Origin of the sequence: Herbaspirillum sp. UBA812 (assembly GCF_002296545.1) — a bacterium.
In the GTDB taxonomy this organism is placed as follows: Bacteria; Pseudomonadota; Gammaproteobacteria; order Burkholderiales; family Burkholderiaceae_D; genus Herbaspirillum; species Herbaspirillum huttiense.
On the sequence record NZ_DBIC01000190.1, the window covers coordinates 1 to 13,741 of the forward strand.

15 protein-coding genes and 1 tRNA gene are annotated in these 13,741 nt (G+C 61.2%); 8 read left to right on the forward strand and 8 right to left on the reverse strand.

Annotation, left to right across the window (positions count from 1 at the left end):
- Window positions 1-497: phytanoyl-CoA dioxygenase family protein (locus B3873_RS12700; protein ID WP_286866469.1), on the forward strand; the 497-nt coding region annotated here is incomplete at its 5' end.
- 20 nt (window positions 498-517) lie between these two features.
- Here B3873_RS12700 and B3873_RS12705 read toward each other — a convergent pair.
- Window positions 518-1,951, reverse strand: coding sequence for a GSCFA domain-containing protein (locus B3873_RS12705; RefSeq protein ID WP_051156212.1), 1,434 nt, complete (start codon window positions 1,949-1,951; stop codon window positions 518-520).
- A 524-nt stretch (window positions 1,952-2,475) separates the two neighbouring features.
- Between B3873_RS12705 and B3873_RS12710 the strand changes: the two genes are divergently transcribed.
- From B3873_RS12710 to B3873_RS12735, 6 genes are all read left to right on the forward strand, one after another.
- Window positions 2,476-3,270: a nucleotidyltransferase family protein gene (locus B3873_RS12710; RefSeq protein ID WP_039783488.1), complete on the forward strand. Its 795-nt coding sequence runs from the start codon at window positions 2,476-2,478 to the stop codon at window positions 3,268-3,270.
- A 208-nt stretch (window positions 3,271-3,478) separates the two neighbouring features.
- The gene (locus B3873_RS12715; protein ID WP_286866474.1) at window positions 3,479-4,027 is read left to right on the forward strand and encodes a WbuC family cupin fold metalloprotein; all 549 of its coding nucleotides are present in this window, start codon (window positions 3,479-3,481) and stop codon (window positions 4,025-4,027) included.
- Complete coding sequence (locus B3873_RS12720; protein WP_286866476.1) at window positions 4,024-5,265, forward strand: class I SAM-dependent methyltransferase; 1,242 nt, start codon at window positions 4,024-4,026, stop codon at window positions 5,263-5,265. Before B3873_RS12715 ends, B3873_RS12720 begins: the two co-directional genes overlap by 4 nt.
- Before the next feature lies 1 nt (window position 5,266).
- Window positions 5,267-6,016: an SDR family NAD(P)-dependent oxidoreductase gene (locus tag B3873_RS12725; protein ID WP_209533858.1), complete on the forward strand. Its 750-nt coding sequence runs from the start codon at window positions 5,267-5,269 to the stop codon at window positions 6,014-6,016.
- A gap of 69 nt (window positions 6,017-6,085) precedes the next feature.
- Window positions 6,086-7,582: a PfkB family carbohydrate kinase gene (locus B3873_RS12730; protein ID WP_276842100.1), complete on the forward strand. Its 1,497-nt coding sequence runs from the start codon at window positions 6,086-6,088 to the stop codon at window positions 7,580-7,582.
- Window positions 7,583-7,809: 227 nt separating this feature from the next.
- The gene (locus B3873_RS12735; RefSeq protein ID WP_039783483.1) at window positions 7,810-8,988 is read left to right on the forward strand and encodes a class I SAM-dependent methyltransferase; all 1,179 of its coding nucleotides are present in this window, start codon (window positions 7,810-7,812) and stop codon (window positions 8,986-8,988) included.
- Window positions 8,989-9,038: 50 nt separating this feature from the next.
- Here the strand turns inward: B3873_RS12735 and B3873_RS12740 are convergent, their stop codons facing one another.
- The 3 genes from B3873_RS12740 to B3873_RS12750 form a co-directional block, all read right to left on the reverse strand.
- Window positions 9,039-9,968: a glycosyltransferase family 2 protein gene (locus tag B3873_RS12740; RefSeq protein WP_039783481.1), complete on the reverse strand. Its 930-nt coding sequence runs from the start codon at window positions 9,966-9,968 to the stop codon at window positions 9,039-9,041.
- A 59-nt stretch (window positions 9,969-10,027) separates the two neighbouring features.
- The gene (locus B3873_RS12745) at window positions 10,028-10,267 is read right to left on the reverse strand and encodes a hypothetical protein (RefSeq protein WP_157845646.1); all 240 of its coding nucleotides are present in this window, start codon (window positions 10,265-10,267) and stop codon (window positions 10,028-10,030) included.
- A tRNA-Arg gene (locus B3873_RS12750) sits at window positions 10,240-10,315 on the reverse strand. The genes B3873_RS12745 and B3873_RS12750 overlap by 28 nt, the downstream gene beginning before the upstream one ends.
- Window positions 10,316-10,558: 243 nt before the next feature.
- Here B3873_RS12750 and B3873_RS12755 point away from each other — a divergent pair.
- A complete protein-coding gene (locus tag B3873_RS12755) occupies window positions 10,559-11,119 on the forward strand; it encodes a c-type cytochrome (RefSeq protein WP_286866483.1) in 561 nt (186 codons plus the stop codon).
- Between the two features lie 178 nt (window positions 11,120-11,297).
- Here B3873_RS12755 and B3873_RS12760 read toward each other — a convergent pair whose 3' ends face one another.
- The 4 genes from B3873_RS12760 to B3873_RS12775 form a co-directional block, all read right to left on the reverse strand.
- Window positions 11,298-12,029 carry an OmpA family protein gene (locus B3873_RS12760; RefSeq protein WP_286866485.1) on the reverse strand — a complete coding sequence of 244 codons (732 nt, stop codon included), beginning with the start codon at window positions 12,027-12,029 and terminating at the stop codon, window positions 11,298-11,300.
- Window positions 12,030-12,204: 175 nt separating this feature from the next.
- Window positions 12,205-12,651, reverse strand: coding sequence for a hypothetical protein (locus B3873_RS12765; RefSeq protein WP_276842104.1), 447 nt, complete (start codon window positions 12,649-12,651; stop codon window positions 12,205-12,207).
- Window positions 12,652-12,706: 55 nt separating this feature from the next.
- Window positions 12,707-13,117, reverse strand: a complete 411-nt coding sequence (locus B3873_RS12770; RefSeq protein ID WP_039783474.1) for a phage holin family protein — start codon at window positions 13,115-13,117, stop codon at window positions 12,707-12,709.
- An 11-nt stretch (window positions 13,118-13,128) separates the two neighbouring features.
- The gene (locus B3873_RS12775; protein ID WP_039783473.1) at window positions 13,129-13,437 is read right to left on the reverse strand and encodes a DUF883 family protein; all 309 of its coding nucleotides are present in this window, start codon (window positions 13,435-13,437) and stop codon (window positions 13,129-13,131) included.
- Window positions 13,438-13,741 lie beyond the last annotated feature (304 nt).

Here is a 13,741-nt window from a genome sequence, read left to right on the forward strand (position 1 = left end):
TTCAGACCATCCGTGCGGAGATGGGCGAGTTTGCCATCTCCGATGTCTTCTATGGGGATACCCACGAGGCCGGACGCGAAGAGATCTACTGGAGACTGGTACGCCCGAATGCGCCACGCGACATCGGCGGCATGCATGCCGACAAGTGGTTTCACGATGTCATGGGCATGGACGATCGCGCCTTCGCGGCACAGGCGGAGACCGTCAAGATCTGGATTCCGATCTATTCACAGCCAGGGCGCAACGGGCTCATGATCGTGCCCGATTCGCATCGCCGCCAGTATCGCTACCACGGCGAACCCGGTGCCGGCGGCATGAAGCCGATCATCGATGAAGACCCCGCGACACTGGGTGCGCAGCTGATGCTCACGGAGCCGGGCAACATGCTCATCTTCAACGAAGGCATTCTGCATGGGGGGGCGGTCAATCTGGGGGACCAGACCCGCGTGAGCGTGGAGATCACGCTGGTCTTCCCGCAACGGATGACGAAAAACTGACCGCCGTCCGCCAGCGCTGATCAGCGACCGGCGTCGAACATGTCGATGAAAGCGCCGATGGTCCCGTTGACCTTCTCTTCCGAGACATGCCATGCGGCTCCATCATCGGCCGCATAGAAGTTGCTGGCATTGGAGCCGCCCCAGCGGAAGACCTCGAAGGAGGGCCAGTAAAGCACATTGCTCAGGCCGGACTGGTGCACCACCTGATGCGCCACCAGGCGCATGGTGCTCTTGGACAGGCAGTCGGCCACGACGCAGGATTCAAATTCAAACGACGCAATCAGCGGCACCGGCGAGACCGTGATCACCACTTTGGCGTGCGGTGCCAGCTTGCGCACGAAGTTGATCAGGTACAGGACGTTGTCCACGTTCTCCTGCACGGTGGTCGTCCGGTATTCGTACTTCTCGCCCAGCACGCGAGAGTTCAGCGCGGTCGGGCGCGGCAGCACGAAAGCGCCGGTGGTCTTGTCGAAGAAAGCCGGTGCCACTCCGAGCGTAAGGATGAAGACATCCGAGTTGCGAATCTTCTCCAGCGTGCTGTCGGCACTCCAGCCCGGCGGTAGCAATTCCTGGATACGCTCACTCACCGCCACATCGGTCTTGCCGGTGCTGAGCCAATCGACAAAGGCGCGATTGGCGAAGGTGGTGTTGATGTACTCCGAGATTTCCATGTGGGTGCTGTTATAGCCGCTCTTGTTCAGGGCGGCTGAAATGTTGCGCGCAAAGCAGGAGCCCATGGTGAAGAAGCGTGTGGCACGGCTGATGAATTTCTCTTCGTTGCGCAGATCGAAGGCGATGTGTTTCTTGATCAGCGCCGGCAGGTCGCCGACGAAATCCTCGGTGAGCGGATAGCGTCCGATTTTCTTGCGTTTCGGGCTCGCTGCCTCGGCTTGCTGGGCCAGCGCAGCCTTGCCAAGCTTGATGGTTTCGCGATTGGTATCGGTATCGTAGACAGCCGGGTCCAGCGCGATGGCTTTTTCCAGTGCGGCAATCGAGTCCGCCAGGTTGTTGGCTACATTGTTGATGTGCGAGAGGCTCTCGCTGAGATGGTAGTAGTCCGCAGCACTATTGGACATGGCGACCAGCCTGCGATACAGATCGGCGGCCTTTTCCTGTGGGCCGACATAGCTGCAGCGCTGTGCGGCAAAGCGCACCAGCGCGCAGTTGGCCTCGGTGCCGTTGTCGAACAGAGCGGGAAAATCCTCCAGGATGGACACTGCCGCATCCCGTGCGGCGGCCAGCTGTTTGTGCGACCCGTCATCAATCAGCTGCGCATGGATGAAACGCGCATTGAGATCACTCTTTTCCTCGGCCAGCCTGGCGAAGCAGGCAATGGCATCGCTGCGGCGGTTTTCCCGAATGAATTGAGCGCCGGCGGCGAGCAGGTCCTCGCGCTTGCCGTGCTCGATCAGGTGGGTCACGATGGGGTCAAGGTTGGAGGCTGATGAGTTCATGATGGCTTCGCTGAAGTGGGGTTGCTCACGTACTGCTTGCACGCGGGCCTGAATGCACCGGGCCTGCCTATCGCCGCAGGCCCGCTGTCGTCGTCACGCAGCGAGCATGCAGAACCGGAGGCTCGCCGCACGTGTGGTTCTGGTGCGACTGATTTTACACAGGTTCAGTTGCGCTCTGGACCGCTGTAAATGCAGGAAAAAGGGGGGTTATTCCCGCGTTGAACTGCCATAACAGGCTGTTCAGCCCCCCACGCTGGCGGCGCACCACTGCGCCAAATCAAGATCTAGCCCCCCTTTCCGCCGGTTATTCCCTGCTTTGGCGTGATATCGGCCCATTATCATCTGTCACATCCGGAAAAGGCGGCTCCGCCGCACAGAACGCGCCAGAGAAATCATCCAAGGAACCCCATGCCTACCGTCGTCCTTCCGGCCCGAAAGCACCGCAGTGACCTGGTGCCATTGACCGACCATGCGTTGTTTGAAAACGCCAACTGCCGGGCGACGCACGCTGCGTCCGATTTCCCATGCGCGCACTTCTGCTAGCTGCCGGCCTGGGAACCAGGCTGCGTCCCCTGACCGATCTGCTGCCGAAATGTCTGGTCCCGATCAACGGCCGGCCGCTGCTGGACTACTGGATCGAGAACCTGCTCGGACAGGGCGTGGACGACATCCTGATCAATACCTACTATCAGGCCCATCTGGTGGAGCGCTACATCGCCGCCAGCTGTTGGCGCGACCGGGTCACGCTGGTCAGCGAGCCTGTCTTGCTGGGAACGGCGGGCACTGCACTGGCCAACCGCGCGTTCTTCGGCAACAAGCCCTTCCTGCTGGCACATGCCGACAATCTGACCCGTTTCGACTGCCGCGATTTCCTCGCTGCGCACCGCGACCGCCCGGCGCACACCGCCTTGACCATGATGCTGTTCGAGACACCCGATCCCCGTTCTTGCGGCATCGTCGAGCTGGATGCCAACGGCGTGGTGCAGGCCTTCCACGAAAAGGTCCCGGAGCCACCTGGCAGGCTGGCCAACGCGGCGGTCTACCTGCTCGAACCGGAGGTCCTGGATTTTCTGGACAGCCTGGGTCGTCCCGAAATCGACTTCAGCACCGAAGTCATTCCGCACTATCTGGGCAGGATCGCCACCTTCACCAACCATGCCTATCATCGCGATATTGGCACCGTGCAGAGCTGGACCCAGGCCCAGCAGGACTTTCACATGCCCCCTGCCCAGCCCGGCAATGCGCACGCATGGGCAGAGCTGACGCAATCCCTCGCACCGGAACTGCATCAGCTGCTGCACCGGCTGGCCGGGCAGTGAGTTGCCATGACGGTGGCAAAACGCCTATTTGGCGGGCATTTGCACGGCCGTTTCACGGATGGCCGCGCTAGCCACCGGGTTATCCTGTGCAAGATGCATTGTCCACGATTGCCAATGTGGCAATAAAACTCACAATAGGGAAACCTGTGCGGGGGTGCGGCCGGTACGGCTGATTTCGCCGCACATTTTTTAGTCGTGTTGGAAGGCCATGAACCAGGATCAGCGCAAATACCGATTCCAGAACCCCGAGGTGATCTATTCGGAAATGGAGATCGTGACCGCTTCGCGGGAGGACATCGAGCATCTGCAGGCGCTGTCGTCCCGCAATCCGCGCAAGCGGGTGCGCCTGTGTGCGCACGACAGCCCCGACGATGCCTTGCACGAGATGCTCATCATTCATGAGCGCGGAGCGTACGTGCGTCCGCACAAGCATCCTGGCAAATCGGAATCGATGCACGTGATTGCCGGCCGGGTCGATCTGGTGATGATGGACGATGAAGGGCAAGTGACGCGCGTCATCGAGATGGGCGACTATGCATCCGGCTTGCCCTTCTACGAGCGCATGGACAAGCCGATCTTTCACACCTTGATCATCCGCTCGCCGGTCCTGGTCTTCCATGAAGTGACCAACGGCCCCTTCCTTCCCGCCGCCACGGCGTTTCCCGCCTGGGCAGCCGATGGCAGCGATGCCGAGCTGGCCGACGCCTACATCCGGGAACTGGAACTCCGAATCAAGCCCTTTACGAGAACCCAATGAAGCAAATCATCCATCGCCGCACGACCTGCCGCGCTTGCGGCAGCCATGATCTGGACCTGGTATTCGCACTCAAGCCCACCCCCATCGGCGACGACTATGTCACCGCAGAGCGCCTCGGCGAAGCACAGCCGAGCTATCCTATCGATCTGTTCATGTGCGGTCAGTGCGGCCTGGCGCAGATCACCGACATCATTGACCCGGACGTTCTGTACGGCAACTACATCTACGTCACCCAAAGCTCCCCGGGGCTGCATGCCCACTTCCACGCATACGCTCAGAACGTCGTACAGCGCTGCCAGCTTGCGCCCGGCTCGCGCGTCATGGACCTGGGCTCCAATGACGGAACGCTGCTGCGTTCGTTCAAGACGCTCGGCATGGATGTGCTGGGCGTGGAGTTCGCCGCGCACATCGCCGAGCAGGCAACCGCCAGCGGCATTCCCACCATCGGCAAGTTCTTCGACCGCGGCCTGGCCAAGGACATCCTGGCGCAGCACGGTCCTGCCCGGGTGATCACGGCCAACAATGTGTTCGCCAATATCGATGATCTCGGTTCGTGGGTCGACGGCATCAACACCTTGCTGGCCGACGATGGCGTATTCGTCTTCGAGAGCTATTACCTGGCCGACCTCATCGACAACATGGTGTTCGATTTCATTTATCACGAACACCTCTCCTCGTTCTCGGTACGCCCGATCCAGGCGCTGTTTGCCCGCGTGGGGCTGGAGCTGACGGCCATCGAGCGGGTCGCCACCAAAGGCGGATCGCTGCGCTATTTCGTCCAGCGCCCCCAAGGTCCCGTGCAGCCGGATGGCTCGGTGCAGCAACTGCTGGAAGAAGAAGATCGCAAGGGGATCTACCGCAAGGACACCTACGATGCCTATGCCGCCAGGATCGATGCCCTGAAACGGCAAACCCTGGACTTCCTGCGCCAGGCCAAGGCCGAGAACAAGACGGTGGCCGGCTTCGGTGCGTCCATCACCTGCACCACGCTCATCTATCACTTCGAACTGGGGCAGTACCTCGATTACCTCGTGGACGACAACCAGGCCAAACAGGGCCGCTACAGTCCGGGCTGGCACCTGCCGGTGCTGCCGTCGTCGGCGATCTACGAGCGCAAGCCGGATTACGTGCTGGTCCTGGCCTGGCGGTTTGGCGAACCCTTCATCCAGAAACACCAGGCCTACCTTGAGCAAGGTGGCCATTTCATTCAGCCCGTGCCGGGTTTCAAGATCGTCTGAGATGAGTGAACGTCATTTCCTGGTCGTCGGCGGCAGCAAGGGCAGCGGCCTGGCATTGGTGGAGCACCTGCTGGCAGCAGGGCAGCGCGTCTCGGTGCTCGCACGCAGTGCCAGCCCGCTGCCATCGTCCACGCTGCTCAATTGGCAACAGCTGGATGTGACCGACGGGGGCGCGTTGCGTGCCGCGCTCGATGCGTGTGCCAGGTCTCAGGGAAAGATCGACAGTGCCGTCTTCATGCAGCGCAACCGCGCGACCGGCGACGCCTTCGACACCGATCTGGCCGTCGCCCTGACCGCCACCCGCAATGCCATCGACCATCTGCTTGCCCAAGGCCATTTCAGCCTGGACGAATCCGGCAACAGCATCGTGATGGTCAGTTCCATCGCAGACCACTACGTCGCCCCGGAACAGGATCTTGGCTATCACGTCAGCAAGGCCGGCCTGGTGCAGCTGGCCCGCTATTACGCTCTGCAGCTTGGAGCGCATGGCATCCGGGTCAATGTGGTGTCGCCCTGCGTGGTCATCAAGGAAGCTGCGCGGGATTATTACCGTCAGAACAGCTGGATCACGGATCGGTTCGAACGTTTCATTCCCCTGCGGCGCGCCGGATCCTCCCGCGACATCATCAATGCCATCCTGTTTCTCACAGGAGAGCAGAGCAGCTATATCACCGGACAAAACATCGTGGTCGACGGCGGCCTGAGCTTGCGCAGCCATGAATCGATCATCAGGGATTTTCCCAGGCAGTGAAGTGGCCGCGCGTGCGGCAGAAAAAAGCGACCGGCACGGACCGGATCAGGCAAGGTATCGGAGGATCAATTGGACAGTTCGTCTACAACTGACATCGCAGAAATCAACAAAGCCAGGAGCCTGGCGGGCGAAGGCGCACGCATCGTCTTCGTCGCCGGCAACTTCAACACGGTACACCCGGGCCACCTGCGCTTGCTCAAGTTCGCCTCGGAATGCGGCGACTTCCTGGTCGTCGGCGTGGCAGGCGACCATGTCCCCGGCGCGCTGCTGCCGGCCCAGTTGCGCTTCGACGGCATTACTGCCATCAGTTTCGTGGACCATGCCTTCGTGATGACTTCTGCACCGGAGGACATCATCCGCGCGCTCAAGCCCAGCATCGTGGTCAAAGGCGACGAGCATGAGTCCAAGTTCAATCCCGAGCAGGCGGCCGTGGATGAATATGGCGGCAAGCTCATGTTCAGCTCGGGCGAGATGCGCTTCTCCTCGATCGACCTGCTCAAGCGCGACATCCTCGAACCCAACCTGTCGTCCATCGTGCTGCCGAACGATTATCCGGAGCGTCACGCCTTCACGATGCACGACCTGCGCAGCACGGTGGAGAAATTCAAGGGATTGCGGGTCGCCGTGTTAGGTGACCTGATCGTCGACGAATATGTCAGCTGCGAAGCGCTGGGCATGTCGCAGGAAGATCCGACCCTGGTGGTCACCCCCATCATGCAGGAGCGCTTCATCGGCGGGGCGGGCATCGTGGCGTCGCATGCCTGCAAGCTCGGCGCACAGGTCAACTATTTCTCGGTGGCAGGCAAGGACGCCGCTGCCGACTTCGCCCGTGAAAAACTGAGCGAATACCATGTCACGGCCACCCTCTTCGAAGACGACAGTCGCCCGACCACGCTCAAGCAGCGCTTCCGCGCTGCTGGCAAGACCTTGCTGCGCGTGAGCCATCTGCGCCAGCACGACATCGAACCCCGGCTGGCCCAGCGCTACGTCGAGGCCGTCATCGCCACGCTGGACAACTGCGATCTGGTGATTTTCTCCGACTTCAACTACGGCTGCCTGCCGCAGGCCGTGGTCGATCAACTGGTGGAAGCCTGCGTCGAACGCGGCATCCCCTTCGTCGCTGACAGCCAGTCCTCCTCGCAGATGGGCGATGTATCGCGCTTCCGCGGGGCCATGCTGCTCACGCCGACCGAACGCGAAGCACGCCTGGCCGTGCGGGACTACAGCTCGGGCCTGGTGGTGCTGGCCGAGAAGCTGCGCCAGCGCTCGCAGTCGGAGAACATCATCCTGACCCTGGGGGCCGAAGGCATCCTGGCCCATGCGCAGTCCGAGGGTGAGCTGGATTGGCTTACCGACCGCCTGCCGGCCTTCAACAGTTCGCCCAAGGATACGGCAGGTGCCGGCGACAGCTTCCTCACCTGCACCTCCATGGCCATGACGGTCGGGGTAGACATCTGGCAAAGCATGTATCTGGGATCGATTGCGGCCGCCTGCCAGGTCAGCCGCGTGGGCAACATCCCCTTGTCCGCCAGTGATCTGATGCAGGAGCTGGCCGACCAGCATTGACGCGCGCCTGACTGCAGGAGCCGGCATGCGTGCCGGCCTGCGCCGGTGCACAGAAGAGACAGAGTGATGCCCGCGAGACCCCTGCGCAGCTGCTGCACGAGCAGCATGCAGGGCAATACCGGGCAGACTGAGCAATCAAGGGTAGCTCGTGCCGCAAGGTCTGAGCATCAGGCCGAAGGGTCTGGCGGCCGAGAGCACCCGATCCGAACTTTCCGAGGGAATACACCATGACTGAAAAAATGTACGAGTACTACGCCAAGCAGGACGTACAGCCGACCTATGCCGATTTCAGCAGCGATGCCGAGCTTTCCCGCTATGCACAGTTGCGCAAGAACGTGTTCTTCCGTCTCTCGCTGCCACTGGCCCTGTTCCAGGGCAAGGAAGTGCTTGAGTTCGGGCCGGATACCGGAGAGAACTCCATCGTCTTCGCCCAATGGGGCGCGCGCGTGACGCTGGTGGAACCCAATGCGGAGGCGCATCCCTATATCCGCCAGTATTTTTCCCGATTTTCCCTGGAATCGAATCTGACCGAGATCGTCACCAAGTCAGTTCTTGATTTCGAGCCAGCCCGCCAATACGACTTCGTGGATGCAGAAGGCTTCATCTATACCGTGCAGCCGACCAGCGCCTGGGTCAGCAAGCTGCATGAATGCCTGAAGCCGGATGGCATCGCCTTGGTGACCTATGTCGAGAAGTACGGCAGCTTCATGGAATTGCTCTTGAAGGCGATCTACCAGACTGCCCTGCGTCACGGCCAGAGTGAGGGCGGCATCGAGACTGCCCGGCATCTGTTCCTGCCGAAGTGGAACAGCATTGCGCATACGCGCAAGATCGAGTCCTGGTTCATGGACGTGATCCAGAATCCCTTCGTGCGCATGAAATATTTCATCGATCCGGCGCAATTGCTGCGTGAGATGCATGCCGGTCATTTCCGCCTGTATTCGGCCTGGCCGAACTACAAGGATGTGCTGGCAATGAACTGGATCAAGGGCGAGTATCGCGCGGGAGACGACAACGAGGCGGCCATTGCCTATATCGAGCAGAGCCGGCTGAGCCACGTCCTCAGTACGCAATGCCTGTTGCCGGCGCCCTCACCGACCATCTCCAATCAGTTGGCCGAACTGGTCGGGATCGTGGACGGCCTCATCGACAATGCCTCGGAAACCAACTGCCTGCGCGCCGTCGCCATTCTGGATGAATTGATTGCCTTCCTTGACGCGGGCAACATCATCGCGTCGCCAGAAGATGCGGCCAAGGCCCGGACCATCCTCACGATGATCAAGACGGCCATGACGCTGATGGGACAAGGCAAGGTCGCCGAGCTGACCACTTTCTGCCGTGAAGACAGCGTATTCATCGCCACCTGGGGCATGCCCAATCATCACGGGGTGTTCCAGAAGTTGTAAGCCTGTACTGGCCGCGCGCGGTGCGCGGCCAGGCGCCATTGCGGCGGCACTTACATATTGTTCAGAATGGTGTCTGCCGCGAGAATCATCGGCTTGTAGATCTGCTGGAAATTGGAGGTCTGCTTGGCCGCCTCCGTGATACCACCAAACTTGGCATAAAACAGGTTCTTGACGGACTGATGGAAGTAGGGCTCGCTCTTGAGCTTGGCGCGCAAGGAGTAGTCGCTGAGGAATTTAACGATCAGCAGCGCCATTTCAAATGCCGATCTGCCTGTGTGGACGTAGACGGAATCGCTGGAGAGCTGGTTGGCGACCTTGCGGAACACGGCAATGTAATCGTCCACGAAGCAGATCTCGCCGGGATGGGCCACTGCCATGTCAAGCGCCAGTGCCCAGTCCTGTCCCCGGAATTCCCCCAAGCCGTCGGCGCCCACCAGCTTGCTGAGCGTCAGGTCGAACATGAACCCGTTGCTGCCGTGGCGCGGCAAGGCATCGGTTTTGTAGATGCCGCAGAAGACATAGTGATCAAAACCGATCAATGCCTCGAAATCGCAATTGGGCTTGTATCGTCGGGCCTGCCAGCCAGGATGGCTGAGGTTGGACAGTTGGCCGTTTTCCAGAATCTGGTATTTCCCGAAGGCCATTTTTGCGTTCGTGCGCAACATCTCCTGGAACAGCAGGGCGAGCTTTTCGGGATAAAACAGATCGTCGGAGGCCAGCATGGTCATGTAGGGCGTGTCGATCAGCGGGCACATCTTCTGATACCCCCCGAGCACACCCACGCTCGGCCCGTCCCCCCCCAAGACCCGCACCCGCGCGTCGCCCGAATATCTGGCAAGGATTTCCGCCGTATTGTCGGTCGAACCATCGTTGTAGACGATCAGCTTGGTCACTGGCGATCCGGGCGCGAAAATGACGCTGGAAAGCAGGCTTTCCAGATAGATACCGTGGTTCTTGGTCGGAATGAGGAGAGTCAGCATGGGTCGGATCGCAAGCCTGTAATGAAATTGATCGGTTTTGACGGGCAGCTGGAACGATATCAGACGCGCTCATGCAGCACCAGCAGCTTGCATATGAAGCTGCGCTGCTCTCGCAGCAGCACAGGTCCGGCATATTTGATATTGCGCAAAGCAGCAAAAGCATAAAACGCGCATGATGTTTCCCAACGGAATTCGTTGCAACTATTGCAATTTGCGTTGGAAATCGGGTCGCAGAAGATTGACTGCTGGCGTGAGGAAGGCGGAAAAGAAATGGCGCGGCTGGCGGGGATCGAACCCACGACCCTTGGCTTCGGAGGCCAATACTCTATCCACTGAGCTACAGCCGCGCTGAATCGGGGCGAACCCCGGAAAGGCCTGAAGGATACCGTCTTTCCGGCTGGACGTCCATGGCGCTGGCGGTTTTTCCGTGTCAAACGGAAAGCATTGTGACTATAATCAAGAGTTCGGCGAGAGAGCGCAATGAAAGCCCTGCCTGATCCCAGTTCCACGCAATGCCAGGCGATAAGGCAATACAAAGGGAACCGACGTTTTCCGCCCCAATTTCGAGGAAACATTACGGAGGGACGCCCATGAGCTCAGCTCAGCAGGAACACGAGTCGGCAATCAAGACTCCCAAGCAATTGATCGCAGCCGTCGTCGCAGGCTTTTTGGTCCCCATCGTGTGCATCGTGCTGCTCGTGCAGTACGTCACCAATGGCCAGAAAACCGGTGCCGGCTCCGACAGCCAGACGCCCGAGATGATCGCGGCACGCATCAAACCCGTCTCCGACGATGGCTTCACCTTCCGTGATGCCAACGGCCCCAAGCAACTGCTCTCCGGTGAAGAAGTCTACAAGACCACCTGCGCCGCCTGCCACAGCGCCGGCGTAGCCGGTGCCCCCAAGGTCGGTGACGCCGCCTCCTGGCAGGCCCGCATCGCCGAAGGCTATGACACCCTGGTCTCGCACGCCATCAATGGCCTGCGCGCCATGCCCGCCAAGGGCGGCAACCCCGACCTGGATGATGTCGAGATCCAGCGCACCGTGGTCTACATGGCCAACCAGTCCGGTGCCAAGTTCAAGGAACCTGAAGTGAAGGCCCCGGCCGCCGCCGAAGGCGCCGCAACGGCTGCCGACGCACCCGCCAAGTAATCCTCGCAGTGGCCAGCGACCCGCTCGCCGGCCTCGCCAAAAAAAATCCCCGAACCGAAATTCGGGGATTTTTTCAATTTCATTCACGTACAAGTGGGGCCAAAAGCCCCTGCTCGCTATTCCAGCCCCTCCGGATGCGCCCTCATGCCGGACGCATCGGAGAAAGCTTCATATCGCCTCAATACCGCTGGGGTGGAGGCGGCGGCGGGTAGTTGCCCGGTGCATAACCCGCCGGCGCCTGCTGCTGTGCCGGTGCTGCAGCCTGCTGCTCGGCCACGAAGATTTCCACGCGGCGGTTCTTGGCGCGGTTGGCATCGCTGGTGTTGGGGACCAGCGGCTCATGCGAACCACGGCCCGAGATGTTGAAGCGGCTGGCGGCCACGCCGCGCGTCGTCAGGTAATCGCGGGTGCGCGCCGCGCGCTGCTGCGACAGCGGGTCGTTGATGGCATCGCTGCCGGTGTTGTCGGTGTGGCCAACGATGGTCACGGTAGTGGCCGGGTTTTCCACCAGGGTGGCGGCGAAACGATCCAGTACCGGGCGCATCTCCGGCTTGATGTCGGCACGGCCGGTATCGAAGGAGATGTCGCTGGGGATTTCCAGCTTCAGGCGGTTGTCGGCAGTCTGCGTGACCTGCACGCCGGTGCCCTGGGTAGCCTGTTCCATGGCGCGTTTCTGGTTTTCCATGCGGTTGGACCAGATGTTGCCGGCCACCGCACCAATGGCGCCGCCGATGGCCGCACCACCCAGCGCACGTCCGCCACCGCCACCGCCGGTAGCCGCACCGATGATGCCGCCCAGGCCGGCACCGATACCCGCACCGGTGGCCGTACCACGCTGGGTCTGGCTCATGTCGGCACAGCCGGAGAGCGCCAGCACGCCGGCGATCGCTGCGATTGAAATTTTCTTCATGTCATGTCCTTTCTTGCCTTGTCAGTCTTGTTGTCCAGGCCATGGGCCGGTGTTCTTCAGAGCGTATCGGGGCGGATATGTTCCTGCCGCGCTTGCCAAAACGCTATCCATGAATGACAAAGGCATCCGGAAAACCGGATGCCTTTGCAGAACATCATGGATCAGCCCGACCCTCTCAATCCGGCTCGGGCGGCCCTTGCAGCGCTGCCGAATCGAGCGTGTCCGACGCATCCCGGCTGCCGCCGCGCTGGCTGAAGTAGTACGCCAGCCCGCCCACGGCCGCAATCACGCCGCCCATCATCAGCGGCTTGCGCAGCCAGCGGCGTGACAGCAGCGAAGCACCCGTCATCAGCAGCGGCGTCACCGTCTGCAGATTCAGGTTGCCCAGCCCGCCGCTGAGCGACTTCAGGGATTTGATCGATTGCACCGTCCTGCCGCCGCCGAACAGCGAGGCGGCAAAATGGCCCACGCGGCTCAAGGCACCCTTTGCCAGCGACTCGGCGCTGAGATTCTCGCGCACCACTTCACGCGCTTCCATCACGCCCAGCCGGTACAGCGCGCCTTGCGCCAGTATCTTGCGCTTGCGTTCCTCATGGGTCATGCCCTGGTCCTGATCGCTCATGCAGTCCTCATTGAACTAGGAAAATTGCCGCAGACTTCACGTGCAGACAGTCTCATCACAACAGCGCATCGCGGTCCTTGCGCAGCTCGGACATGGTCTGCGGCAGCGACAGCTTGCCCTGCATCAGCACCGATCTGGCGTAATACACCAGACCCACGGTTGCCACGCTGAATACGAAACCCAGCAGGGCCAGGATCTTCCAGCCCCAGGTATCCCAGGCCAGCATGACCACCAGCACCGACCAGAAGGCGATGGCGAACCACAGCGCGACCGCGGCCAGCACGAAGATGACGGCGAAACGGACCAGATTGGCCCCGATCTCCGACATCTCCAGCGAAGCCAGTTCGATGCGGCTGATGATGAGGCCCAGCAGGTTCTTGGCCAGGCCCAGCAGGCCCGCCGTCAAGCCGGGGTTGGCGGCATGCGCGGCAGGTGCGGCCGGGCCTTCCTTGTGGGGCGTCGCCATCGGGGCGGCGCTTACTTGCTGCGGCCGATGACCAGGCCGACCAGCAGGCCCAGGCCTGCCGAGATGGCCACGGCACGCCACGGATTCTCGTGGACGTAGTCGTCGGTCTTGGCGGCGACTTCCTTGCCCTTCTCGATGGCGGCGGCTTGAGCGGTCTGGGCGGCTTCGGCAGCGGCTTCCAGCAGGGTCAGGCCACGCGCGCGCAGCTCGTCGGCCTTCTCGCCGGTGGCGGCAGCAGCTTCGGCGAACAATGCCTGGGCGTCCTTGACCAGCGTCTTCATGTCATTGCGAACGGTCTTCAGTGCGGGGGATTGAGGCATGTAAATTCTCCTTTTTTGCCGGTGATGGAAAAGACTAGCAAGTCGCCGCACCCTGAACGCCGCACCTGAAGAGGTGCTGCATTGCGACGACCGTTTGATTCTACAGAGTCCGCAACGAGGCGGGTAGCGCATTGCAGCCATGCTGCAGAGGCGATGCAATTGGCTTGCGCCAGCGCAAAGAGGGTTCGATGACGCTGGCGGGCTTAGGTTCCGGCCAATCGCGCTGGATCAGAAACGTGTTTCGCGCGCTGCCCGCAGGAAACTGTCCAGGATCGGCGTGCAGTCCAGGAGTTCCGGACCGCCT

Bases quoted from the DNA above. Each gene is read 5' to 3' on its own strand.
- B3873_RS12705 (WP_051156212.1), bottom strand. From the start codon at position 1,951: ATGAACTCATCAGCCTCCAACCTTGACCCCATCGTGACCCACCTGATC.
- B3873_RS12710 (WP_039783488.1), top strand. From the start codon at position 2,476: ATGCGCGCACTTCTGCTAGCTGCCGGCCTGGGAACCAGGCTGCGTCCC.
- B3873_RS12715 (WP_286866474.1), top strand. From the start codon at position 3,479: ATGAACCAGGATCAGCGCAAATACCGATTCCAGAACCCCGAGGTGATC.
- B3873_RS12720 (WP_286866476.1), top strand. From the start codon at position 4,024: ATGAAGCAAATCATCCATCGCCGCACGACCTGCCGCGCTTGCGGCAGC.
- B3873_RS12725 (WP_209533858.1), top strand. From the start codon at position 5,267: ATGAGTGAACGTCATTTCCTGGTCGTCGGCGGCAGCAAGGGCAGCGGC.
- B3873_RS12735 (WP_039783483.1), top strand. From the start codon at position 7,810: ATGACTGAAAAAATGTACGAGTACTACGCCAAGCAGGACGTACAGCCG.
- B3873_RS12740 (WP_039783481.1), bottom strand. From the start codon at position 9,968: ATGCTGACTCTCCTCATTCCGACCAAGAACCACGGTATCTATCTGGAA.
- B3873_RS12755 (WP_286866483.1), top strand. From the start codon at position 10,559: ATGAGCTCAGCTCAGCAGGAACACGAGTCGGCAATCAAGACTCCCAAG.
- B3873_RS12760 (WP_286866485.1), bottom strand. From the start codon at position 12,029: ATGAAGAAAATTTCAATCGCAGCGATCGCCGGCGTGCTGGCGCTCTCC.
- B3873_RS12765 (WP_276842104.1), bottom strand. From the start codon at position 12,651: ATGAGCGATCAGGACCAGGGCATGACCCATGAGGAACGCAAGCGCAAG.
- B3873_RS12770 (WP_039783474.1), bottom strand. From the start codon at position 13,117: ATGGCGACGCCCCACAAGGAAGGCCCGGCCGCACCTGCCGCGCATGCC.
- B3873_RS12775 (WP_039783473.1), bottom strand. From the start codon at position 13,437: ATGCCTCAATCCCCCGCACTGAAGACCGTTCGCAATGACATGAAGACG.